At 40.9% G+C, this 22,667-nt stretch carries 18 protein-coding genes; 9 read left to right on the plus strand and 9 right to left on the minus strand.

What is annotated here, in order from left to right:
* Positions 1–11: 11 nt before the first annotated feature.
* The 3 genes from PSF09_RS00815 to fos form a co-directional block, all read right to left on the minus strand.
* Positions 12–461 carry a methyltransferase family protein gene (locus PSF09_RS00815; protein WP_198641230.1) on the minus strand — a complete coding sequence of 150 codons (450 nt, stop codon included), beginning with the start codon at positions 459–461 and terminating at the stop codon, positions 12–14.
* A 103-nt stretch (positions 462–564) separates the two neighbouring features.
* Positions 565–963, minus strand: coding sequence for a hypothetical protein (locus tag PSF09_RS00820; RefSeq protein WP_210840155.1), 399 nt, complete (start codon positions 961–963; stop codon positions 565–567).
* 103 nt (positions 964–1,066) lie between these two features.
* Positions 1,067–1,480, minus strand: coding sequence for a fosfomycin resistance glutathione transferase (gene fos / locus PSF09_RS00825; protein ID WP_272665100.1), 414 nt, complete (start codon positions 1,478–1,480; stop codon positions 1,067–1,069).
* Positions 1,481–1,948: 468 nt separating this feature from the next.
* Between fos and PSF09_RS00830 the strand changes: the two genes are divergently transcribed.
* Entirely contained in the window at positions 1,949–2,653 is a 705-nt protein-coding gene (locus tag PSF09_RS00830; protein ID WP_115167387.1) for a MarC family NAAT transporter, read from the plus strand.
* Here the strand turns inward: PSF09_RS00830 and PSF09_RS00835 are convergent.
* Complete coding sequence (locus tag PSF09_RS00835; protein ID WP_115167388.1) at positions 2,647–3,300, minus strand: transglycosylase SLT domain-containing protein; 654 nt, start codon at positions 3,298–3,300, stop codon at positions 2,647–2,649. The two genes, PSF09_RS00830 and PSF09_RS00835, sit on opposite strands and share 7 nt — an antisense overlap.
* A gap of 283 nt (positions 3,301–3,583) precedes the next feature.
* Between PSF09_RS00835 and PSF09_RS00840 the strand changes: the two genes are divergently transcribed.
* The 4 genes from PSF09_RS00840 to PSF09_RS00855 are packed head-to-tail and all read left to right on the plus strand — an operon-like array spanning position 3,584 to position 7,133.
* On the plus strand, positions 3,584–4,495 hold the full coding sequence (locus PSF09_RS00840; RefSeq protein ID WP_210837712.1) for a metal ABC transporter substrate-binding protein: 912 nt from the start codon (positions 3,584–3,586) through the stop codon (positions 4,493–4,495).
* 1 nt (position 4,496) lies between these two features.
* Positions 4,497–5,387, plus strand: a complete 891-nt coding sequence (locus tag PSF09_RS00845) for a manganese/iron ABC transporter ATP-binding protein (RefSeq protein WP_109911242.1) — start codon at positions 4,497–4,499, stop codon at positions 5,385–5,387.
* Positions 5,384–6,274 carry a metal ABC transporter permease gene (locus PSF09_RS00850; protein ID WP_272665102.1) on the plus strand — a complete coding sequence of 297 codons (891 nt, stop codon included), beginning with the start codon at positions 5,384–5,386 and terminating at the stop codon, positions 6,272–6,274. Before PSF09_RS00845 ends, PSF09_RS00850 begins: the two co-directional genes overlap by 4 nt.
* Positions 6,267–7,133, plus strand: a complete 867-nt coding sequence (locus PSF09_RS00855) for a metal ABC transporter permease (RefSeq protein WP_272683334.1) — start codon at positions 6,267–6,269, stop codon at positions 7,131–7,133. Before PSF09_RS00850 ends, PSF09_RS00855 begins: the two co-directional genes overlap by 8 nt.
* An 84-nt stretch (positions 7,134–7,217) precedes the next feature.
* Here PSF09_RS00855 and PSF09_RS00860 read toward each other — a convergent pair whose 3' ends face one another.
* From PSF09_RS00860 to PSF09_RS00875, 4 genes are read right to left on the minus strand one after another with little or no spacing between them, the layout of a single operon-like run.
* On the minus strand, positions 7,218–8,570 hold the full coding sequence (locus tag PSF09_RS00860; RefSeq protein WP_272683335.1) for a hypothetical protein: 1,353 nt from the start codon (positions 8,568–8,570) through the stop codon (positions 7,218–7,220).
* Positions 8,567–14,875 (minus strand): protein kinase domain-containing protein, encoded by a 6,309-nt coding sequence (locus tag PSF09_RS00865; RefSeq protein WP_272683336.1) that lies wholly within the window; start codon positions 14,873–14,875, stop codon positions 8,567–8,569. The genes PSF09_RS00860 and PSF09_RS00865 overlap by 4 nt, the downstream gene beginning before the upstream one ends.
* A 16-nt stretch (positions 14,876–14,891) precedes the next feature.
* Positions 14,892–15,524 carry a 4Fe-4S single cluster domain-containing protein gene (locus PSF09_RS00870; protein ID WP_272665107.1) on the minus strand — a complete coding sequence of 211 codons (633 nt, stop codon included), beginning with the start codon at positions 15,522–15,524 and terminating at the stop codon, positions 14,892–14,894.
* 1 nt (position 15,525) lies between these two features.
* Positions 15,526–17,364 (minus strand): AAA family ATPase, encoded by a 1,839-nt coding sequence (locus PSF09_RS00875; RefSeq protein ID WP_272665108.1) that lies wholly within the window; start codon positions 17,362–17,364, stop codon positions 15,526–15,528.
* A 271-nt stretch (positions 17,365–17,635) separates the two neighbouring features.
* Here PSF09_RS00875 and PSF09_RS00880 point away from each other — a divergent pair, with 271 nt between their 5' ends.
* Complete coding sequence (locus tag PSF09_RS00880; protein WP_272665109.1) at positions 17,636–18,505, plus strand: fructosamine kinase family protein; 870 nt, start codon at positions 17,636–17,638, stop codon at positions 18,503–18,505.
* Positions 18,506–18,794: 289 nt separating this feature from the next.
* On the opposite strand, the gene PSF09_RS00885 is transcribed toward PSF09_RS00880, so the two are convergent.
* Complete coding sequence (locus tag PSF09_RS00885) at positions 18,795–19,334, minus strand: YniB family protein (protein ID WP_272665110.1); 540 nt, start codon at positions 19,332–19,334, stop codon at positions 18,795–18,797.
* Positions 19,335–19,629: 295 nt separating this feature from the next.
* Between PSF09_RS00885 and hxpB the strand changes: the two genes are divergently transcribed.
* From hxpB to PSF09_RS00900, 3 genes are all read left to right on the plus strand, one after another.
* Positions 19,630–20,295, plus strand: coding sequence for a hexitol phosphatase HxpB (hxpB, locus tag PSF09_RS00890; RefSeq protein WP_109911239.1), 666 nt, complete (start codon positions 19,630–19,632; stop codon positions 20,293–20,295).
* 192 nt (positions 20,296–20,487) lie between these two features.
* Complete coding sequence (locus tag PSF09_RS00895) at positions 20,488–21,063, plus strand: metal-dependent hydrolase (RefSeq protein WP_272683337.1); 576 nt, start codon at positions 20,488–20,490, stop codon at positions 21,061–21,063.
* Positions 21,064–21,244: 181 nt separating this feature from the next.
* The gene (locus tag PSF09_RS00900) at positions 21,245–22,636 is read left to right on the plus strand and encodes an L-cystine transporter (RefSeq protein WP_272683338.1); all 1,392 of its coding nucleotides are present in this window, start codon (positions 21,245–21,247) and stop codon (positions 22,634–22,636) included.
* Positions 22,637–22,667: the final 31 nt, after the last annotated feature.

Below are 22,667 nucleotides of genomic sequence, written 5' to 3' on the forward strand. Positions count from 1 at the left end.
TTTCCACTAATCTATAACCAACGTCGCGTTTGCTTACTATAATCTTCCCACTCATTTTTAAATGATGCAGATAAAAAACGTTCTTCTTGTGGGATCGTATATAAATCAGTAATCAGCCAAAATACTAGCCCTGCGACCAAAAAATAAGAAGAGTGCGAGAAAAAAGCTAAAGCCAAGCTCATTGATGTAAAAGCTAAATACATCGGATTACGTGAAAATCGATAAGGCCCATTAGTGACTAAATGCGTTGCCTTAACTGTAGGATTTGGTGATGTTTTATGTTTATAAAAATAATAAAGACTCGTCGCGACCCAACTCACACTCTCCAGCGCAACTAATATACCTAAAATTCCCATCCAACCGGAAAACGTCCAGTCTAAAAGACCTTGTCTGGAAAGAAAATAAACCGCGATTCCATTAGCAACTAACCAATTCAATAATGGCAATTTAAATATATTCATTACATTACCCGTAAGCCAACATGGTGTTATTAGCATAACATAAATGAATATATAAATTTGAGTGGAAGAGTATATAGAGGTGTAATATTAACGGCAAAAATGATTAGTTACTGGAACCTAATGAAAACACACTTTTTAAACCTTCTAATTTACTGTACTCCTGTTGGCAAACTAAATTTCGTACATCACTTGGCATAGAGTCAATTCTGGTTTGAATATTAGCCAGTTGTTCATCTAAACTATTCATTCCTTTTACATCAACGACATCCTGATTCACTTTAAGATAGTTAGCAAAACTTTGCAGGTTATCCTCTAAGCTATTACAAATATCATTACTGGCTAAACTCTGCGGCAAAATAGCACTGAGTGATGTCGGTAAGACTTGAGATATATTCGGATAAATACTTTGCTTCCACTGCTGAGGAAAAACGATTAGTAACATGGCGGCTGCCAAAACTAATAGCATAGACGCTCCAGCTAATGTCGCTATAAGTTTTTTCATTCTTTTTCCTATTACTCAAAATTAACTGAAAATAGGATATACAACTCTGCGTAAAGCTATTTTTAAAACTAAAAATCCTTTGTAAAGAAATCCATAACTCTTTTTAATAAAATTTCATTTCTTCATACGGTTTTTCTTGGCAGCTCTTTAAGCGTTGTAATAAACCGCCTACATGTAATTCTAATTTGTGGCCGTCAGGATCAAGAAAATAAAAAGAATCTCCTTCACTTTTATTTTCTTTCCAGACAATGACATTCGCTTGCATTAGCCTATCAACAACGATAAGAAAGTCTTTCGTATCAACGTTAAAGGCATAGTGTGTGTAATCCGTTTTTTCTGGGGACGAAAATTGGCGAGTTGTATCTAATGATAAACATAACCATAAATCGCCACAGGAAATATAGGCGCCATTTTTCCAACTCGCATGTAACTTCATACCCAGTAGTGCTTGATAAAAACCAATACTTTTATCTAAATCAGTTACAGCTAAAGTTAAATGGTTGATTCCGTTTAACATATTTTTTTACTCTTTGGTTGTCTGTTACATTGAATTCTTTTAATGAATTTACATAAATTATCAGTAAATAACATTGCAGCAGATATACTACATTCCATATCAACTTAAAGACAACCTGTTACGAAATGCCCTTAACCTTTTTATACCCCTATAAAAAGGTTTTTTTTTTGCCTATAAAAATTGAATACTTTTACCACAACAACTCATCCACTTGTTAATTAACAAAAAAAGCAAGTTACTCACAGAACAAGGCCATTGTTATCCACAGTTAATGTGAACAACTCCAATTATCTACAAACTAATAGATGATAGTTAATATTAACTCTTATTCCTCCGTATTATAGCCGGCTCCTACTATAAAATACCTCACTCGTTATAAATGCTAACCTACAGATCTATAAGAAATTTTGCTATCATTTGGGATAAGGTATTTTATTCACATTAATCAGGAGCTTGAATCTAACTTCCATGACAAATTTTTTTGAGCTATTTCAAGCCGTTGGTATTGGCCTGGTACTATTACTTCCTCTTGCCAACCCTTTAACTGCAATTGCGGTCATGCTAAGCATTTCTGCTAATATGACTAAAGAGCAGCGTGACCATCAATCGCTGTTGGCCTCTATTTATGTATTTGCAATCATGACAATCGCTTTTTATGCTGGCCAATTAGTCATGAACACATTTGGAATATCAATCCCAGGGCTTCGAATTGCAGGTGGATTAATTGTGGCATTTATTGGCTTTGGCATGCTATTCCCTAGTAGTGATGTAGGGGAAGACCAGACTACCAATGCGCTTGATGACCCAAATGTTCCCAAAAAACGCCAAGAATCACCGAGTATTGCCTTTGTTCCCCTTGCAATGCCAAGTACTGCAGGCCCGGGTACTATTGCGATGATCATCAGCTCCACTGCATCATTACAAGGTAATGTGAGTTTCGCTCCATGGGTTTTAAAAGTTGCCCCCGTGATTACTTTTTTTATTGCCAGTCTTATCGTTTGGATTGGCTTAAGAGGCGCAACTTCTATCATGAGGTGGCTTGGAAACAGCGGTATTGATGCAATCGCGCGGGTGATGGGGTTCTTATTAATCTGTATGGGAGTGCAATTTGTTATCAACGGCATTGTTGAAATTGTCGCGCAGCTCCCACATTTAATGAAGGAATATCAATAAGACATCGCTAGTGCATTGTAAGCATTTTTAACTTTCCACAAATAGCGTGGGGCTTGTGGTGCTGGGTGTTTTGTTTGTACATGTTGATAAAACTCTTCCGGTGATAAGCGATTAATCATCGCTATCGCCCGACCTTTATCGTTATCAAACGTTCTTAATAACGCTCCTGCCCCATTCACATAAGCAACAACCGTTGCATAATATAATGTCTGAGGATGGCTTATTCCAGCAAGGTGCTGTTCCCTTAAAATACGAATATAAGCTGTACCAATATCGATATTTTTTTGTGGATCTTTTAGGTCACGAGAACTCGGCTCCCCCGATTTCCCTTGGTAACGATAGGCGTCACGTCCTGCTGTCGAAGCTTTAATTTGCATCAAACCTATTGCATTGGATTTACTGACAACTTCAGGCCTAAAGTTGGATTCGACCTCAATAATCGCCCTAATTAAAGTTTCATCTACACTGTAGCGAGCCGCAGAGTCACGAATAAATTCGTCAAAGGGCGTTCTTGGAAATGCCGTATTTTGTGCTGTTATTGGCCCTGTCGGCTCTAACATTCGCTGTTTCGTTACAGGCCTATCTGGTTCGCTTGAACAACCTGCAAGTAGCAGTAACACAAAAGTACCGCCAATTATTTTTTTCACTGTCGAATCCTCTGCGGTGAAAGCCGATGGCAGAATAACTAATCCTAAGAAAAATAAAATAATTTTTACTTAACTTTTACTTCAGGACGTGTTTTAGTCATACAAATAACCATGGGACTTAGAAGCCTATAATGACAAATAATGCTATTCCACACTTTTTATATTTATTTTTCTCAACTGATATTGATAATCATTATCAGTTGGGATATAAAATATAATTGTTATAAACCTTAACAACTGTATGTTAAAAAACGCTAAACCAATAATGTCAGGGTCAACTTTTATGAAGAAGAACGTATCTCGATTATCTGCACCTTTACTAACCAGTATGTTTGCTTTGGTAGCAATCATTTTTTTTAGTCAGCCTGCTTTTGCTAAAAAGTTTAAAGTCGTAACCACTTTTACTATTATTCAAGATATCGCTCAAAATGTAGCTGGAGATGCGGCAATTGTCGAGTCTATAACAAAGCCTGGAGCGGAAATTCACGGTTATCAACCGACACCTAAAGATATTATGAAAGCCTATGATGCAGATTTAATCTTATGGAACGGGATGAATTTGGAAGTGTGGTTCCAACGTTTCTTTGAAAATTTTAAAAATGTCCCTGCTGTCGTAGTCACTGAAGGAATTGAGCCAATGCCAATCCGTGAAGGTGAATATAAAGACAACCCGAACCCACATGCATGGATGTCTCCTGCCAATGCTAAAATTTATATTGAAAATATTCGTCAAGCTCTGGTCAAATATGATCCTGAAAATGCTGAAACATATAATGCCAATGCAAAAAAATATGCGCAGCAAATTGCTGAGCTTGATGCCCCTTTACGTGAACGCTTAAATCGTATCCCTGAAAATGAACGTTGGTTAGTCTCAAGTGAAGGCGCATTTAGCTATTTAACTAATGATTACGGCTTTAAAGAAGTCTACTTATGGCCAATCAATGCGGAAGAGCAAGGTTCTCCTCAACAAGTGAAAAAGGTGATTGATACTGTCCGTAAATACAACATCCCTGTAGTATTCAGTGAAAGTACAATTTCTGACAAACCGGCTCGCCAAGTCAGTAAAGAAACAGGGGCAAAATACGGTGGCGTATTATATGTAGACTCACTTTCAACTGCTGACGGCCCAGTACCAACATATATTGACCTTTTAAATACGACTGTAGACACGATAGCGAAAGGATTTTCACAGTAATATGAATCACTCAAGTCAATTCGAACACCCGAATCTTATCGTCGATGATGCGACGGTGACATATAATAATGGTCACACCGCTATCTATGACGCAAGCTTTACTATCTCTGGTGGCTCTATTTGTGCCTTAGTTGGCGTAAATGGTAGTGGCAAGTCAACGCTATTTAAAACTATTATGGGGCTTGTCACCCCATCTTCTGGCAGTGTGACATTAAATGATCAACCGATAAAAACCGCACTTAAAGAAAACGTGATTGCGTACGTCCCACAAACAGAAGAGGTAGACTGGAATTTTCCCGTTCTCGTTTCTGATGTCGTGATGATGGGCCGTTATGGCAAAATGGGTTTTTTTCGCATCCCTAAACAAGCCGATAAAGATGCTGTCAAAATGGCATTAGAACGGGTTGACCTTGCAGGGCTTGAGCATCGCCAAATAGGCGAGCTCTCCGGTGGTCAGAAAAAACGGGTTTTTTTAGCTCGAGCGCTCGCACAAGAAGGTAAAGTTTTACTCCTTGACGAACCTTTCACTGGGGTTGATGTTAAGACCGAAAATGCCATTATTGACCTGCTACGTAGTTTGCGTGACGAAGGCCATCTCATTCTCGTTTCAACTCATAACTTGGGCAGTGTGCCTGAGTTCTGCGACCATGTTATCTTAATCAATCGTACTGTTTTAGCGAGTGGGCCTACTGAAACGACATTTACGCAACGAAACCTGCAACAAGCCTTCGGTGGCGTATTGCGTCATATTAACCTGTCTGGTCAAGAGCTTCATGACGATGATGACCCACGCTCTGTCACCGTCATTACCGATGATGAAAGAGCGGCTGTATTCTATGGTCATGACCATGATGCCCCCGTTCGAAAAAACCAAGCTAAGGGTTCCGAATGATTGAGATGTTATTACAGCCCTTTGAATATGATTTTATGATAAAAGCCATTTGGGTCAGCGCCATTGTTGGTGCTGTCTGTGCGTTCTTATCAGCGTATTTAATGTTGAAAGGCTGGTCATTAATGGGAGATGCCCTCTCCCACTCCGTTGTTCCTGGGGTGGCGGGTGCTTATGCTTTAGGTTTACCCTATGCGGCAGGCGCCTTTTTTACCGGGATCCTTGCGGCACTTGCCATGACATTAGTAAAGCATCTAACTCGTTTACGTGAAGATGCTGTTATTGGCTTTATCTTTTCTACTTTTTTCGCGGCAGGTTTGTTGATTGTTTCATTGAATCCAACATCTGTTAATGTACAAAGTATTATTTTTGGTAATATTTTAGGTATTGCAGATTCTGACGTATTACAAGTAGAAATTATTATCGGCGTTTCATTTATTGTCCTATTGTGCTTATGGAAAGATTTATTAGCCGTTTTTTTCGATGAAAGCCACGCTCGCTCAATAGGTTTGAATCCTCTACGCCTAAAAATTATTTTCTTCACATTATTAAGTGCTTGTACTGTTGCTGCCTTACAAACAGTTGGCGCAATCCTTGTGATTGCGATGGTCGTCACACCAGGTGCAACGGCCTATTTATTAACTGACCAATTTAAACGCTTACTCATTATTTCAGTCACCATTGGTACTGTAACCAGTGCTGTTGGCGCTTATATCAGTTATTTCCTTAATGGTGCTACAGGCGGGTTAATTGTCACCTTACAGACCATTATTTTCCTGCTGGCATTTTTCTTTGCGCCTAAGCACGGTATTTTTGCCTCAAAACGTAAAGCCAAAAAGGAAGTTGCTCGACTGCACCAATCTCACCAACAAGGAGCATCTCATGAGTGATTTCATTGACTTACTGATGGCTCCGTTTGCATTTCCCTTTATGCAAAAAGCATTGATTACGGCAATTGTTAGTGGAACGGTATGCGCTATCCTCTCTTGCTTTTTAGTATTGAAAGGCTGGTCATTGATGGGCGATGCAATTTCCCATGCCGTTTTACCAGGGATCATTTTAGCCTCCCTACTCGGTATTCCATTAGCGATAGGGGCATTTGCATCTGGCTTGTTTTGTGCTGTGGCAACAGGTTATTTAAAGGAAAATAGTCGGATAAAAGAAGATACGGTAATGGGTATCGTCTTCTCAGGCATGTTTGCTATCGGCTTGGTTATGTTTGCTAAAATAGATACTGAACAGCACCTTACACATATTCTATTTGGTGACATTTTAGGGATCACAGATAGCGAATTTAAACAGATTTTACTGTTTGCAGGTATCACCATCGCAATTATTTTACTGAAGCGTAAAGACTTTATGCTGTATTGCTTTGACCCTAACCAAGCACGAGTCATTGGCTTACCTGTGAAATTAATCCACTATGGTTTGCTATCACTACTCGCTCTCACCATCGTTGCTTCATTACAAGCTGTTGGTATTATTTTGGTGATTGCAATGCTAATTTCCCCAGGCATTATTGCTTTTGTGTTATGCCGTAGTTTTGGGAAAATGTTGGTTGTCGCCATCATTGCTTCGGTAACATCGAGTGTTATTGGGACTATCCTGAGTTTCCACATCAACGCAACAACTGGGCCAACTATCGTTGTTACTCAGGCGGTGTATTTTGTGATAGCCCTGCTTTATAGCAAATTAGTGCTTGCACGTAAAAGAAGCCGAACTAACCCACAAAGTATGCATACCGCATAATTACTAGAAGATATAACAAAAAAGCTGAATTCACACATAACGAATTCAGCTTTTTTAATGACTTTAGCTAGCTGCATTAATGTGCTATTTGCTACGGGTTTTTAACTGGTTCACCACCATATTGCGACGTTGCGCTTCAGATTGGTTTTCATGCACTTTCATTTCCCCACTTCCCGCCGGTAATGCCTGCTCAACAACAAGTTCCGCATCTGTCTGAGCAATAATATCTTGCAATTGTTGGTGCTGATTGCACCAAATGGCATCAACATCCTGGTCACGTGAATTATCTCGCTCTGCAGAAAAAGCCACTGTCCGTGCTTGAAAACGCGTTTGTTTTCCACCTAATTCTAACCCATACCCCGGTGTTGCTGGATGTGTGACGACCACTTTGCCATCATCCAACCATGCTTTAACGTCAGTGTCTTGCACTTGATAACCGAGTTTCCCTAATCCATCGAGTACCGTTTTCCTTTGCGCAGTGGCAACAACCTGTTGCTCAGCTAAACTCACGGCACGGCCTAGTTTATCGACCCATGTGGTTAACGCTTCTATCGAACTTGATTGCATACTGGCTAATGCATTCGAAATTATAGATTCATTTTCTTTACTCGGAAAAATGGCCAATTCATCACAACGTTGTTCAATTTTATCGATAAGTTCGATACGTTGTTGGCTTAACTTCAATTGCTCTGCCAATGTCATGATCAATGAGTCGGCTCGTAAATGGCGTTGGGTACCTTCCTTAAGATCCCGAAGTTCAGCCAGTTGTTGCTCAGTATCTTGAGCATCATCAAATGAGCCTCCTAATTTCAGCTTTTCAATCATCAATAGGATCTGTTCACATTGTTTGGCAAATGGCGTTTGCGGTAAGCCTGATTGCCAAAATTGCTTCACACCTTCAGATTGGGCTTTTAGTTGGCTCAATAATGCCGCTGCCGATGGCGTGAGTGATGTTGATTGTGGACTTAATAAAGCTAGTGCTTTAAAAATCAGTTTATTAGATTGACTTTCATCTAGTTCACTTGCCGAGATTAATTGTGCATAAAGGTCAGCTTCATTTGGCAATTTTTCACGTACCAATGCAATTAATTCAGCCAAATTATGCTCTCTGTGTTTTTTTGTTCGGGCTAATAACGCTTGTTTTTCGAGTTGTTGTTCACGAACTTCCTTTACCTCGTTATTCAGTGTCCCAATAAACTCAACCAATTGGCTATTCAACAAGCTTAAATTGCGTGATGACAATGTGGCAAGCTGAGCCGAATTTTGCATTAGTTGCTCATAAGCTTGCGTGATTTGTGCAATACGCGGCTGATGATATTGGCTACTATTTGCCAGTGCTTGCCACTGTTCAAATCGACGTTTAACTACCGCAAGCTGACGCTGGCATTGAATTTCATTCATTTCCCTAACAGTTATACGATGAACTGATGAACTCATAATGCACCTTCTTGCGATTCTGGGCTCTCAATTTGAGAGGAGGATGAGGTTAATAACGCTTGAGAAATAGCGTCATGCAGTTGTTGCTGTGCCAAATCTCGATTTTGAACCCATTCGATAATAGACACTCGATAGTGTGCAGGTACCACACGCGTCAGAACAGCGCTACGCCACAGTTCCCTAGAACGCGCAGTTTTCAATAATGGGTGTGATGGTATGTCGCATTCTATACCGATGAGTAAACGGCCATTGCTTTGTTCTTCAACAATGCCATCAAAATGGAATACCCCATTTTGGCTTGTGGTGGTCACTTGCCAGCCACTTTGTCGAATAAAATCCATAACTGAATCGACAAACGCATTTTGCGGGAGCGTTTCACTACCAACCGCTGACTGCGTATGACACATGCGCTGGAGCAATTTTTCATTTTCTTTTTGCATTAATGGGTTACATGCATTTAGCGCATAGGCCAGATAGCCTTGTAAATAATCTCGTGGAATTTCAGGCTTACGGTAAGTTGTTAACAAATCAGAAATTTCATCTATTGGCATCGATGACATAATCACGACTTGCTGGCGAGCACGAGTGATAGCGACATTTAAACGCCGTTCTCCACCGGTTTGGCCAAGTACACCAAAGTTACGCCTGAATGTTCCCTGTGCATTGCGACCGAATGTGGTAGAAAACAAAATCACATCGCGCTCATCACCTTGCACATTTTCCACATTTTTCACAAAAAATGACATATCTTCATCATCGTGAGTGCGTTGGTTTTCTTGCGTATATGCCTGAAGAAAGTCTTCATCCTGTGCTGCACGCAATTGAATTATTTGATTAATTAATGTGGCTTGCTTTTGGTTAAACGTGACTACACCCACAGAAGGCCGTTGTTCGAAAGGCCGTTGCCACATTGAGGCCAAATGTTCCACGATAGCGATAGCTTCAGCTTCATTACTTTGGTTAACATAAACACCATTAACTTGAATAAGCTGTAATGGCTTAATTTCGTTGACCATTTTGGCTGAAAATTGTGCTGGGATATTTAGCCTATTTTCATAAAAAGCAAAATTGGAGAAATTGATTAGTTCTCGGTAGGCAGAACGGTAATGAATATCCAGTGTATGGATAGGTAATACCGTTCGAGCTAAATGTAACAAATCAGGGCAATCACTGATTTGCCGGTAATCCCATTGCTCTCCAGCTAACTCTTGTTGGTCATCATCTTCTTCATCAATATCATCTTCAACTAACTTACCGGTAAAGAATTTTGACGGCGGCATTTGTTTTTCATCACCACTGATAATGGCCTGTTTAGCTCTAAATAACGTCGATAATGCGTATTCAATTGGCATCTGTGAGGCTTCATCATAGATTACGCTATCAAACATAGCGCCTTCAAGTGGAAGGACTTGGCTCGCCACATCCGGCGTCATCAACCAAACGGGTCGTAGTTGCATTAACCCAATATCACGAGCTTCGAGAATAAACTCCCTTAATCGCCGAGCTCTTGGCCCTGCTAAGCGGGTGATTTCCTCCCATTCACGACGGTTTCCTAACATTTTGCTATCAATATTGGTCGTCAGTGCCAATTTATTGAATTGCTGTAACCGACTTTGGGCATTTTCTAGTTCGGCAAGGTCTGACATCAGCTGGTCTTGATGGGTACTTAGTGCAGGTAATGTTGCCGTCAACTGCATTTTAGTGAACAGACAGAAATAGTAGTGAACGGTTTGGACTAATTGATCTCGCCATTGTGTTGTGAAACCGTCAGTGGCAATAAGCTGCTTAATTGCTGGTTTTAATAGCGCAAGGAGCCCCCAATGCTGCGGCGAAAAGTGTTGAGTGTCCGATCTAAATAATTGGTAACGCAATACATTTTCTTTTTGCTGCTCTATTTGCACTAGTTCCGCGGTATATGACTCGCCGTTTATCACGGCCAGTTTAAACCGCTCAACGGTTTCTGACGAAAAGACACTGTCTAGCTTACTTAATTGGCTTAAGCTTTCCGTTCTTGCGTGTAACTTAGCGATTGCCGCCCTGATTTCATGGCATTGATGAGTAAACCCTGTTTTTTGTTGCTGAATAATTGCGTCTATAAAATGCACAGGCTCAGGGTACTGAATGAGAAGCTCAGTCATATCCGCCACGCGTTTTAGCTGCATGATCAGCACTTGTAATGTATTACGCCATTGGTTATCCGACTGGAGTTCAAGAGCAAGCTGTTGATATAAAGGCTGTAATTCCTGTGCAAGTAAACGCCATTGCTGCTCAACGGCAATGGTTTTAATCACTGAAGTGTATTTCTCAGTCGTTGGCGCTAAGCCGCTGCTTGCCATAAATGACTGTAATTGATTTTGCCGGCGGTAGTAATACGGATTCAAGAAACGTACCCATGAACCTTGTATTGTCTCCATCAATGCTCGTGATAATTGGGCAAGATGGTGATTATCAATCCCCCTAAATACAGGGAATAATAACGGGTCCGTATTTTCTTCACTAATTGATAATAAGCGCTCATACAACTGCTCGAGTTGGCGAATAATGGAATTTCCCGTTTCACCGCTAAATAGGGGTAACCAACGGGAAAGCTCCTGCCATTGTTCGGTCGTTAACTGATTAAATTGTGCTTCATGTTGTGTTAACCATTGCTCATGAGTCGATAATTGAGTCAACGTAATTTGCTGATATTGTGTTTGGTAAGCTTCATCACGTTGGTTTTCAGTTTCAACCAATGCCGTAATAGATTGATTAAACAATGAATATTGAGGGTCATCTGCCGTAAAGTGCGCTAAGGCGTTTAGTGCATTATTGTCATAATCCAACTGCCACCATGTATGTGCATGTAACTTCAAGTCATCCGTTAATTGCTCAATCGTATGACCATCAAGTGGCGCTAATAATGGCTTAATTTGCTGCTCATCAATATCAAAATGAGGCAGTTTTTCAAGTTCAATCAATTGACTTAATACTTGTTTATAAGAAACTTGAAACTTTTCATCGATATTATTGAGAGAGTGAAAGTACCTGTCTAATTTTTGTTCAAATAACTGAACGCGACTAACAAGATGAATTCTCTCTCCTGCCCAATCCCGCTCAACGAGCTGGCTTTTTTCTTGTTCCCAAAGCTGCTCAATTTGCTCCCTCACCGCCAAAATGATGTCACGCCCTCTTTGACTTTGGCTGATATATAGTGCTCTATCTCCTAAACCATTCGCTTTCAATCGCTTATAAACTACCTCAAGCGCAGCCGGTTTTTGGCACACAACTAAAACGGTTTGCTGACGCCCTATCGCATCTGCAATTAAGCTCACGATTGTTTGGCTTTTACCTGTCCCTGGTGGCCCCTCAATCAACAGTCCCGTGTTGCCTTGAGCAGCTTGAACAACATGTTCCTGTGAAGGATCAGCCAATGACAACGCATATTGGTTAAGTAAATTATCTGACTGTGTTTCATTCTTGCTGTCGAGCGGCACGACTTTTAGCATTGTTGCTAACGCGGTTTGAGAAATCGGTAGCCCAGCAATTTGCTGTAAATCGCCACTCATCGCCTGACCAATAAACGAGGTATGGAAAAGTACGGCTGAACAGCAAATTTGTGCGCTATTTTCTGCAATCTGCACGGTGATAGAAGGAAGTGGCGTCAGTTCCGTACCTTGTATCGGTAATAAAGACGAAAGTGTCTCCATCATATCTTCAATGGTTAAACCCGTTTTAGATAATAAATTATCTAATACTGTTTGCCATTCATTCACTGAAGGTATACCTGCAAAGCTTGCGAGCGCAGGATTCAGACGTATAGCCCCCCGTTCATGGTCGAAATTGAGCTGAATGGGACTATTTTGAGCCAAAGAAGTACGCAATGAAACTGGCCATAAAAACAAGGGCGCTATTCGCGGTTTTATTTGATTCGGCTGTGTGTGCAACAATAAGAATGGAAACCCAAGATACATGCCATCTATACCGGTATCCCGTTGATATAATTGTGTATCTGATTGCAGGATCCGTAATCGGCCATTAACACCTGGGTGTTGTAATAGCAAATCACTATCAATGGTAACCGTGCTTTTTTTGCGGTTCAATAAATGTTCAAGTAATGCACTTGCGCGGCGTACGGGGCTATCGCATTCCATTAAATCAACTCGCCCAGTATTTTGCGTTAGACGCATGCGCACTAAATTTCCACGTTGTGTCACTGACGTGAGCTTTTGTGTAAAAAATCTTAGAACTTCAAGAACATATTTTTGTGATTCTGGCACTTGCCAATGTTCGAATGGAATAGCCAGCAACACCAGTATTTTTTCTAATGATAAACGACGCGTTAATAAAAAGTCATCCACCCAACCATCGAGTTCAGGAAGTCCGATACGTTTAAAATCACTGACTCGGTGGTTAATTAGCTGGTATAGCTCCCCTCGTGGCAATAAAAGCTGACTTTTAGCTATTTCGTTATCAAAATTGTGGATATCGTTTTGTTTCGCTAATTCAAAGGCTTGCTCGACTAACACATCCAATGCAATAAACTGCCCAAGGTCGGCACTTAACAATAAAATATAATCAATTTCTTGTCGATTTTGTCTATCTAGTAAGCCTTGTAGGCTTTCGTTATGTGAGTCAGGAAATTGGCTATGCAGCAATTCCCAACGTGCAGCTAGCTGGCTTGTTGATGTGATCAATAAATACAGTTTCAAGCTTTCTTTATTGAGTAATATATTCAATTGTTCAGCGCGTTGACGTACTAAACATTGGCGATGGTAGAGCTGTACGAGCCAATGTTGTGGGTCAATATACTGAATGTGTTGATTTAATGGCTCACTGATGAGTGCATAGGCCAGTGCAGGTTGTTCTAATAACCATGCAGGTGTAATAATTTCACCGCGATAGATAAATGGCATATTCGGGTTTAGGATTTTCAAGGCTAGAGTGAGCTTAATATCTTGATTAATTTCACTCTGCTCAGATCCATCTAACGATTTTTCGCTGTCTAAAAAACCCTGAAGTTGCTTTAGCTGCTCCTGGCTATTGTCAAATTTTGCGAGCCATGACGTTAACTCCCCACGCAACAAGAATTGGACTGCATCATCCCAATTTGCTTGTTCTCCAGCGGCCATGGCAAAAGCATCGGGTTGAGAAAATTGTTGTCCCGCAAACTGGGCTTGATGATACTGAGTCTGAGAATCTACTGCGGCAGTTTGTGGGGCTTGGACGGCTTTCCCCTCTAACCATGCGGACACTTGCGGCCATTGCCAACGTAGAAAACGATCCCGACACAGTAATCCACGTAGCAATAATTGTAAGTTAGGAGCTAAATCATCCGGCAAATCAACACCATTGGTCATGACTTGGATTAAGAATGCATTATCATGAACTTGAGCGAAACACTCCCCTCGGGTTAGTTGTTCTAATAGAATAACCCCGAGACTCCACCAATCTGATGCGGCACTCACACCACCTGCTAAGGTTTCTGGTGCGCTATATCGGGAAATATCCAAGGGAGTCACGATATCAAGGTCAAACTCTGACAAACTCGCAGAGCCATATTCAATCACCACGATATCTAAAGGGTCACGGCTGCGGATCAATAAATTCGCAGGACACAAATTGCGATGGCGTAAACCATGCTCAGTAAATGCCGCTATCGCTTGCCCCATTTCCTCAACTAATTTAGGAATTTCATGGAGTTGCCAAAAGTCTCCTTGCTGAATAAATTGGCTGAGTGAGCCACCCTCCAGTAATTCAGTTACATGCCAAGCACGGTTTTCCCAACGGCCTGTTTCATAAAATTCAGGCACGTGGTCTGTTGGGATCAGCTGAAGCACTTGATAAATTGTCGGATCGGGTTCTTCACCTTTTTGATATAAGGTAAGCACGCCAGTTTTTTTACTTTCTATATGTGTGGCTAAGTAACGTTCCCGTGGGCTATCGGCTTGGTTAATGCGACGATCAAGCCGCCAATTTCCTATAAATGGTTGAGAGTGTTCCTCAGTATTGCTTGACTTAACAGCGGCATCTTCTCCACATTCGAGGCAGATAAAATCCCCCTCGTCCATTGGATGCCCGTTCACACAAACCCTTTGCTCAATAGTTTGGTTATTTTGATTATTATCATCAATATTGAGTGGTAGACTATCAATCGAGGTCTTGTGTTCATCAGTGGGACGCCAGCCGGCTTCATGGATACCCTCAAGGGTTAAATCCCAGCCACAAAGTTGGTTACTTCCTTGTGGTGTTTTAATTTGCCCCGCGCAGAAAATTTCAGTTAATGGTCGTTCTGTTTGGCAATGTGGGCAAAAACGTATCATGGTCATCCATTCATCCAATTTGTTATTTTTTTAGTTGTTGCAAAGACTGGTCTTGCTGTTCAATTAGGGTACGCAGGCGCAACATATCGTCACGTTCTGGAACACCAGCCAAAAATAGTCGTCCCGTTTCGTCAAACGCTAAATCGAGCACTTTATCCTCGGGTGTCGTTGCACGCTGATATGCAATAAACCGAGCCTTTCCTAATGGCGTCAACATATGTAATTTCTGGTTATCACTGCCTTTGAGCATTTGGGTTTGCGAAAGCTCCACCTTGAATGGCTCACTGATCAAGGCATCGATATATGGAGCCATTTGTGAAACATGCACTTCTATATCATCCCATTGATAACCGCTATAGACCAAAATATCCGCATTCGTTCGCTGTTTAATTCCACTGACTAATGCAGATAAGGCTTCTGGTTGCTCAAACGGTTCTCCCCCTGAAATCGTGATGCCATCCGCCAACGGTAGCCACTCAGTGATCTGCTCCAGTAATTGTTCCACCGTAATGTCATTGTCTTTCACTTGCCATGTGTCAGGCGAAAGGCAGCCCTTACAACGTAATGAGCAGCCTTGAAACCAAATGCCAATGCGTTTTCCGGGGCCTAGAGCCATAATTGGAAAATGAATTCGTGAAATACTAATATTCACCACATCAATTACTCATCGCCGCTAAAGTGATTTGCGTGGTTTCATCTGTCGTAATTTCGACAATTTGATAGGCCGAATTAGGCTGTAAATCTTGGTCGAAAATTGCACGAGATAATGGGTTAATTAAGTAGCTTTCCAATTGGTTGCGTATTCCACGCCCCCCATTGGATAAATCGGCTAAGCAATACTGTTTTAGCGTTTCTTTGGCTTGAGAGGAAATGGTAATCGTCAGCGACTGTTTTTCTAAACCAGAAAGAATATTGTCCACCATTTGCTCAAAAATTTGCAGTGCCACATCAGGACGAATGAAGTCAAAAACGATAATGTTTTCCCCAATTCGATTGAGTAACTCAGGTCTATTTAGCACTAATTTAAAATGACGTTCAATTTCACTTTTCACGTTGCGTGTCACGGTTTCAAAAGGCTCACTGGGTTGCACGTTCGCCACTCGCTCACCATTTGCATCCAAGCGATAAATACCGAGATTTGACGTGAAAATGATCAAAGACTCCGAAAAATAAACGCGATCTCCACGACCAGAGGTCAATACTCCATCATCAATAATTTGTAGAAACTTATCCATTAAATGGGGGTGTGCTTTTTCTATTTCATCAAACAGCACTACACTAAACGGCTTTTCACGAATGGCATTCGTCAGCTCGCCTCCAGAGTCATACCCCACATAGCCAGGGGGAGCACCAATTAAGCGTTGGTCTGCATGTTCTGCACTAAATTCAGACATATCAAAGCGGATGTAAGCGCTTTCGTCACCAAATAGCAATTGAGTGACCGTTTTCGCCAGTTCTGTTTTCCCGACCCCCGTTGGCCCCGCTAGAAATAAAACGCCCCGTGGCCGGCCACCTTTATGCCCACCCACTCCCGTCATCGCACGTTTAATAATGTCCAATAAATGAGTCACTGCGTGTTGCTGGCCTTTAACTCGGCGTGAAATTATTTGTGGTGCATTATGTATTTTCTGTTTATCGATTTTTTTCCATGGATCTTCTGTTATACCCACTTTATAGCGTCGAACTGCATCACTGATCCGTTTCACCGGCACATTTTCAATCCGTGCAAGTTGTACTATTGCCGTTAAATCTAGCAGCAACAACCCTTCGGTTTCATCAATGAAATCATTAACTAAGCTATCTTTATCAGCCTGTTCAATACTATTAAAATCGACCAGTGAAGCCAGCAACATCGGTGTGAGCACACGACGGACTTGATTATCAGGCTTCGCCACAGGAATGGCTCTCACTCGAGGGTTATTGACTAAAAACCAATCGGGTAAATCGGTTTCTTTCTCCACAATCCAAAAAATAGAATTGTAGAACGGTTGGTTATTTTCCCCTGCAGGCCGCGCTTTAGCTTGATGAGAAACTACCAGAGCTCGAGTAAATAAACTGTGCTCAGCTGGGGTCAGGTTATCGCGATGAGAAATCAAGCAAGAGGCGAAATCAATACATAATGCAATCGGCTGCTGCTTATAGTTAATAAATTTCTCCAACAAATGATTCAGCATATCAATACCACCAGCGGCTTTATCATCAGCCATATGCAAACCTAAGTTTTGCATTAAAGCCGCGCTACCTTGCGGATTTTCTGTTGGATTAGCGACACACTGGAAACCAAGGAGTGGCGTATAGGTAATCACATAGGCATACCCTGCCTGAAATAAGTGATTAAAAAGTGCTTGGTTAAAGGGCAAGGGGGTCACTACAGTGGGGGCAATTTCACTGGCTTGTAGATCTCGCACATTACCAAATAGAACAAACTGGCTTTTCAGTGGGATAAATCGCAATAAATCTCTTAACCAGCGCGGTTTTTGAAAATCCGTGTTCATAGCACCCTTAAATATGAAAGTATTTTTTGCAGTTTACCTGAAATCGCTCGCAAATGGTGTCTAGATCTTGAATGCAGACTAATTTATCTGAACATTCTCATTTAGATAGAAATAGGTTAATTTTAAAACAGACGGTATTTATGTTTACTTGCCTGATAATTGTTCGACAATTTCGTGATAGCCTCTTCTTTTTAAACAATTATCACTGTTAATTCCTAAACTGTCGCTATAGTATTATGTTAATGAAGACCAAAGCAGAGCGAGGTGAGTCATGTGGCAAGCAATGTGTCGTTTATTAAGTGAACACTTAGGTGAAGCAGAGCTACGTAACAAAGTCATTCTCTCTGGTGGTGATATTCACCATACGTTAAGAATTGACTATGGCGAACATACCGTGTTCATTAAGCAAAATCGGCGTGAGTTTTTACCTTTGTTCAAACAAGAAGCTGAACAACTTGAAATGCTCGCCAAAAGCCAAACTATAACCGTTCCTAAGGTTTACGGGGTTGGCAGTAATAAGCACCATAGTTTCCTACTCCTCGAATATTTCCCTCTTAAACCCTTTGATAATACCAATGCTTGGCACTTTGGTCAGCAATTAGCGCGTTTACATCAATGGGAAGAACAACCCAGTTACGGGTTCGATTTTGATACCATGCTCAGCACGATTGTTCAGCCTAATGGTTGGGAAAAGCGCTGGAGCTCATTCTTTGCAGAAAAGCGTATTGGCTTGCAATTACAACTGGCCTCAGAAAAGGGGATGGTTTTTGCGGATATTCAGCAGATTGTTGATATTGTTAAAGACAAACTTGCTGGGCATCAACCACAACCTTCTTTATTACATGGTGATTTATGGCCAGCAAACTGTGCTATCACTCAAAATATTGAAGGGGTACTGTATGACCCTGCCTGTTATTGGGGCGATAGGGAATGCGATATCGCGATGTTGCCATTATATCAAGAACTTCCGATCCAAATTATTGATGGCTACCAAAGTGTTTGGCCACTGCCAAATGGATTTTTAGATAGGCAACCAATCTATCAGTTATATTATTTACTCAATCAAGCCCACATATTTGGTAACGAACAAAGTTATCACCAAGCGCAGACAATTATTGATAGCCTACTCAGCGAAAAATAAGCTCCTGTTTTTGAACATAAAGTATCAACACTATTTAATTTTCTAAATAATTCGAGCCGTGGCAAGGCGGCAAGTGCAGATATCTCAAGAAGCATACACAAGTATGTGACCCGAGTAGCTAAACGCAGCCAACACCCTCATAACGTGAAGTATGACGAAAATTTAATTTTCTAAATAGTTCGAGCTGTGGCAAGGCGGCAATTGAGGATAGTTTGGGGAGCATACACAAGTATGTGACCCAAATAGCCGAAAGAAGCCAACACAGCTACGGTTCGAAGTACGACGAAAATTACCAGTTAAGGAAGCGTAGAAGAAAATACAGTGCCACCCCCAATACAATTGGCCAAAAATAAAGAAGAAAAAATTGAGTGAAAATAGTGTGACGTGGAATAGTCACTTTAGCTTCTAGTTCTTCTTTCGATATATCGATGCCTTTTGCTTTTTCTATGATCACGTGGTCTTCTAAACTTTCACGGATAAACTTAATTTGTCGGTACATGCGCAAACCTGATGCACTTAATGCGAGCCCAACAAAAATAAAAATAAAAATGATGATAAAGCTGATATTGCTGCCAGAAAACCCATTAGCAACTTGAGGTACTGGTGAGTTATTCCAAAAGAAATTTAGGAAAGGCGTAGTTTGGCGGGCCATTTCCGCCATTAATTTAATAAAATCATTAGCGACCGCATTGATCCCCTCACCTGCAAGCCCCTTCATGCCAGCCAGTTTAATTAAAGACGCCAATGTCGAAATTAATGCTAACAGAAAAACAACCCAACCCAGAATACGTTTGCCGATTGCGACATAATTGGCATTATGGTAATTCATTACTGCTTTTCCTCAGCGTTATTATTTTTGATAAATTTTTACAATGATTTTTCAACGCTAATCATAGCTGAAAAAATTCATCGTCTCCAAATTTCAATTCATAATTGATAATTATATTTAGACTTTCAGACTAATCAAAAAAGTGTAGTCGTTAATTACCATTACGCTTTTACTTCATACTGTCCGATAATTTCTCAATATTAGCTTAATGCTGACTTCAAGTAATACGCTTGACACCAGTTTACTGGTATCATTGCTCCTTCGTTAATAGATACGACATGAATGGAGTTTTGACATGTACCATAATCTTCCCATCCAATCGGTCATTTTTGATATGGATGGTTTATTGATCGACTCGGAACCTTTTTGGGCACAGGCTGAACTTGAGATTTTTTCACAATTGGGTGTCGACGTTTCAATTGCTGATACCCTGCCTGATACCTTAGGTTTACGTATTGACCATGTGGTGGAGCTTTGGTACCACGCCTCCCCTTGGCAAGGATGCAGCCAAGAAGAAGCCACACAACGCATCATTGACCGTGTTGTTGGCTTAGTTGAAGAAACACGCCCTATTCTACCGGGAGTGCAACATGCCATGGAGCTTTGCCGTTCAATGGATTTAAAAATTGCACTGGCTTCCGCTTCTCCTTTGTACATGTTAGAAAAAGTATTAAACCTTCTGGATATCCGTGATTATTTCTCTGCGGTTATTTCTGCGGCTGATTTACCCTTGAGTAAACCGCACCCTGAAGTTTATCTTAAAGCAGCAGCTGAGTTATCGACTAAACCGGTCAATTGCGCATCATTAGAAGATTCATTTAACGGTATGATTTCTGCAAAAGCGGCCAGAATGCGTTCAATTGTCGTACCTGACAGCAAGCATTTTAATGATCCGCGCTTTGGTTTAGCCGATATCAAGCTAGCCTCACTGAATGACTTAAAGGCTGAACATTTACGTTAAGAATACTTTGTGTGTCTAAGAAGTGTTATCCCCTATCTAACTTAGGTAGGGGAATTATGTAAATTTATAAAATCCTTTCCTTATTTGCTAATAAATAAGAGTTTTTTTACCTTTCTAGCACTATCATATTCTTTTCAAACACTTTATACTGCCAATCAACTGTATAGATAAACAGATGGTATTTTATCCACCATGACAGCTGAAGGGCATCTGCTTTTTTCCGTCGCCTCTTTGATAATGGCTCATAAACTTCAAATCACCCCAGAGATTGCTCATGGTGATTGGCTGCACATGGTTCCAGGAGCCTTATTAGGCGCATTATTGCCTGATATTGACCACCCTTCCTCAATTCCTGGTCGATTACTGCGGATTTTTTCATTACCCATTTCCAAGCTTTGCGGGCACCGAGGTTTTACTCATAGCCTAGTTGCATGGTCACTATTGATGATTTCTTGTTATCAATGGGTACCTACTGAATGGGCAATTCCAAATGATATTATCCAAGCCTTTTTATTAGGTTATATCAGCCATCTAGTCGCCGATATGCTCACTCCTTCGGGAGTACCGTTACTATGGCCACTCCCCCAGCGTTTTTGTTTTCCCATGATCCGCGGTAAAAATAGCCAACGTGGAGAACGCTTTGTTGCCATTATTTTGACCGTTTGTGCCTGCTTATTACCTGCAGGTTACCAATTCGATTTTTATCATCACGTTGATGTGATTATAAAATATATTCATAATCAAATAGATATATACTTCCCTACATAAATTATAGTTTTGTCATATAATGTAAGTATGAATAGCACTATCTTATTACTTTTGGGTATAAGAAATGTGTTTTATCAGCTGATAACATATAACCAGTTGTTTGAAGCAACTAAATCCTTATAACCAATAAGGATTAAAGGGCAAGTAACACACCTTATAAAAATATGATTTGGAGTTCGGAATGAATATTCCTCTAATTATTAATGTGCTCGGCTTTGTAGCACTACTAATACTGTTGGCAAAACTAGGGGCTAAAGGCTGGAGCCTATCTAAAAAAGTTTTAGTCGGTCTGGTTTTCGGTGTTGCTTACGGGGTAGTACTGCACCTCGTGTACGGTAGTGGCCATCAAACGGTAAAAGACTCCATTCTGTGGTTTAATATTGTCGGAAATGGGTATGTGCAGCTATTACAAATGGTGATTATGCCATTGGTATTTGCTTCAATTCTAAGTGCGGTGGCGAGATTACATAAAGCCTCTTCACTGGGTAAAATTAGCTTTTTAACAATTGGCACTTTGTTATTTACTACAGCTATTGCTGCGTTAGTTGGTATTTTAATTGCCAATGTATTCGGCCTGACTGCAGAAGGTTTAGTTCAAGGTCAATCTGAAACAGCTCGTTTATCTGCGATAGAAAGCAATTATATTGGAAAAGTCTCTGACTTAACCGTACCTCAGCTAATTTTATCATTTATTCCCAAAAACCCATTTGCGGATTTAACTGGAGCAAGCCCAACATCGATTATTAGTGTCGTTATTTTTGCTGCCTTCCTTGGCGTTGCCGCACTGCAATTGTTTAAAGATGATAAAGAGCGCGGTGAGAAAACCTTAGCAGCGATTGATGTTATGCAAGCTTGGGCAATGAAGCTAGTTCGCTTAGTAATGCGTTTAACGCCGTATGGTGTGATGGCGCTGATGATTAAAGTTGTAGCAAGTTCAAACTTGCATGACATCATCAACTTAGGAACTTTTGTTATTGCGTCCTATGTTGCGTTAGGCATTATGTTTGTCATACACGGTATTTTAGTTGCGACAACAGGCTTAAACCCGATTAAGTTCTTTAAAAAAGCTGGGCCAGTGTTGACCTTTGCATTCACTAGTCGTTCAAGTGCAGCAAGTATTCCACTGAATATTGAAACGCAAACACGTCGTTTCGGTATCCCGGAGTCCATTGCTAGCTTCTCTGCATCTTTTGGTGCAACGATTGGGCAAAATGGTTGTGCCGGTATCTATCCTGCAATGTTAGCAGTAATGGTGGCACCAACAATGGGTATCAACCCATTCGATCCTCTGTGGATTGCGACATTAGTCGGTATTGTTACTATCAGTTCAGCTGGGGTTGCTGGTGTTGGTGGCGGTGCAACTTTCGCAGCGTTAATTGTACTACCCGCAATGGGCTTACCTGTCACATTAGTTGCTCTGTTAATCTCAGTTGAGCCATTAATTGATATGGGCCGTACTGCGTTGAATGTCAGTGGTTCAATGACAGCAGGTACTGTGACTAGCCAATTGATGGGTGAAACCGATAAAGCGATATTCAACCAAAATGATGACGCAGATTTAAAACACGTTTAATTTATCATCATAGTTCAAACAAAAACCTGCC

Source organism: Providencia sp. PROV141 (assembly GCF_028481645.1).
Lineage (GTDB): Bacteria > Pseudomonadota > Gammaproteobacteria > Enterobacterales > Enterobacteriaceae > Providencia > Providencia rettgeri.

Excerpts from the sequence above, each read along its gene's own strand:
- PSF09_RS00815 (WP_198641230.1), bottom strand. The coding sequence starts at position 461 with ATGAATATATTTAAATTGCCATTATTGAATTGGTTAGTTGCTAATGGA.
- PSF09_RS00820 (WP_210840155.1), bottom strand. The coding sequence starts at position 963 with ATGAAAAAACTTATAGCGACATTAGCTGGAGCGTCTATGCTATTAGTT.
- fos (WP_272665100.1), bottom strand. The coding sequence starts at position 1,480 with ATGTTAAACGGAATCAACCATTTAACTTTAGCTGTAACTGATTTAGAT.
- PSF09_RS00830 (WP_115167387.1), top strand. The coding sequence starts at position 1,949 with ATGACAAATTTTTTTGAGCTATTTCAAGCCGTTGGTATTGGCCTGGTA.
- PSF09_RS00840 (WP_210837712.1), top strand. The coding sequence starts at position 3,584 with ATGAAGAAGAACGTATCTCGATTATCTGCACCTTTACTAACCAGTATG.
- PSF09_RS00845 (WP_109911242.1), top strand. The coding sequence starts at position 4,497 with ATGAATCACTCAAGTCAATTCGAACACCCGAATCTTATCGTCGATGAT.
- PSF09_RS00850 (WP_272665102.1), top strand. The coding sequence starts at position 5,384 with ATGATTGAGATGTTATTACAGCCCTTTGAATATGATTTTATGATAAAA.
- PSF09_RS00855 (WP_272683334.1), top strand. The coding sequence starts at position 6,267 with ATGAGTGATTTCATTGACTTACTGATGGCTCCGTTTGCATTTCCCTTT.
- PSF09_RS00860 (WP_272683335.1), bottom strand. The coding sequence starts at position 8,570 with ATGAGTTCATCAGTTCATCGTATAACTGTTAGGGAAATGAATGAAATT.
- PSF09_RS00865 (WP_272683336.1), bottom strand. The coding sequence starts at position 14,875 with ATGACCATGATACGTTTTTGCCCACATTGCCAAACAGAACGACCATTA.
- PSF09_RS00875 (WP_272665108.1), bottom strand. The coding sequence starts at position 17,364 with ATGAACACGGATTTTCAAAAACCGCGCTGGTTAAGAGATTTATTGCGA.
- PSF09_RS00880 (WP_272665109.1), top strand. The coding sequence starts at position 17,636 with ATGTGGCAAGCAATGTGTCGTTTATTAAGTGAACACTTAGGTGAAGCA.
- PSF09_RS00885 (WP_272665110.1), bottom strand. The coding sequence starts at position 19,334 with ATGAATTACCATAATGCCAATTATGTCGCAATCGGCAAACGTATTCTG.
- hxpB (WP_109911239.1), top strand. The coding sequence starts at position 19,630 with ATGTACCATAATCTTCCCATCCAATCGGTCATTTTTGATATGGATGGT.
- PSF09_RS00895 (WP_272683337.1), top strand. The coding sequence starts at position 20,488 with ATGACAGCTGAAGGGCATCTGCTTTTTTCCGTCGCCTCTTTGATAATG.
- PSF09_RS00900 (WP_272683338.1), top strand. The coding sequence starts at position 21,245 with ATGAATATTCCTCTAATTATTAATGTGCTCGGCTTTGTAGCACTACTA.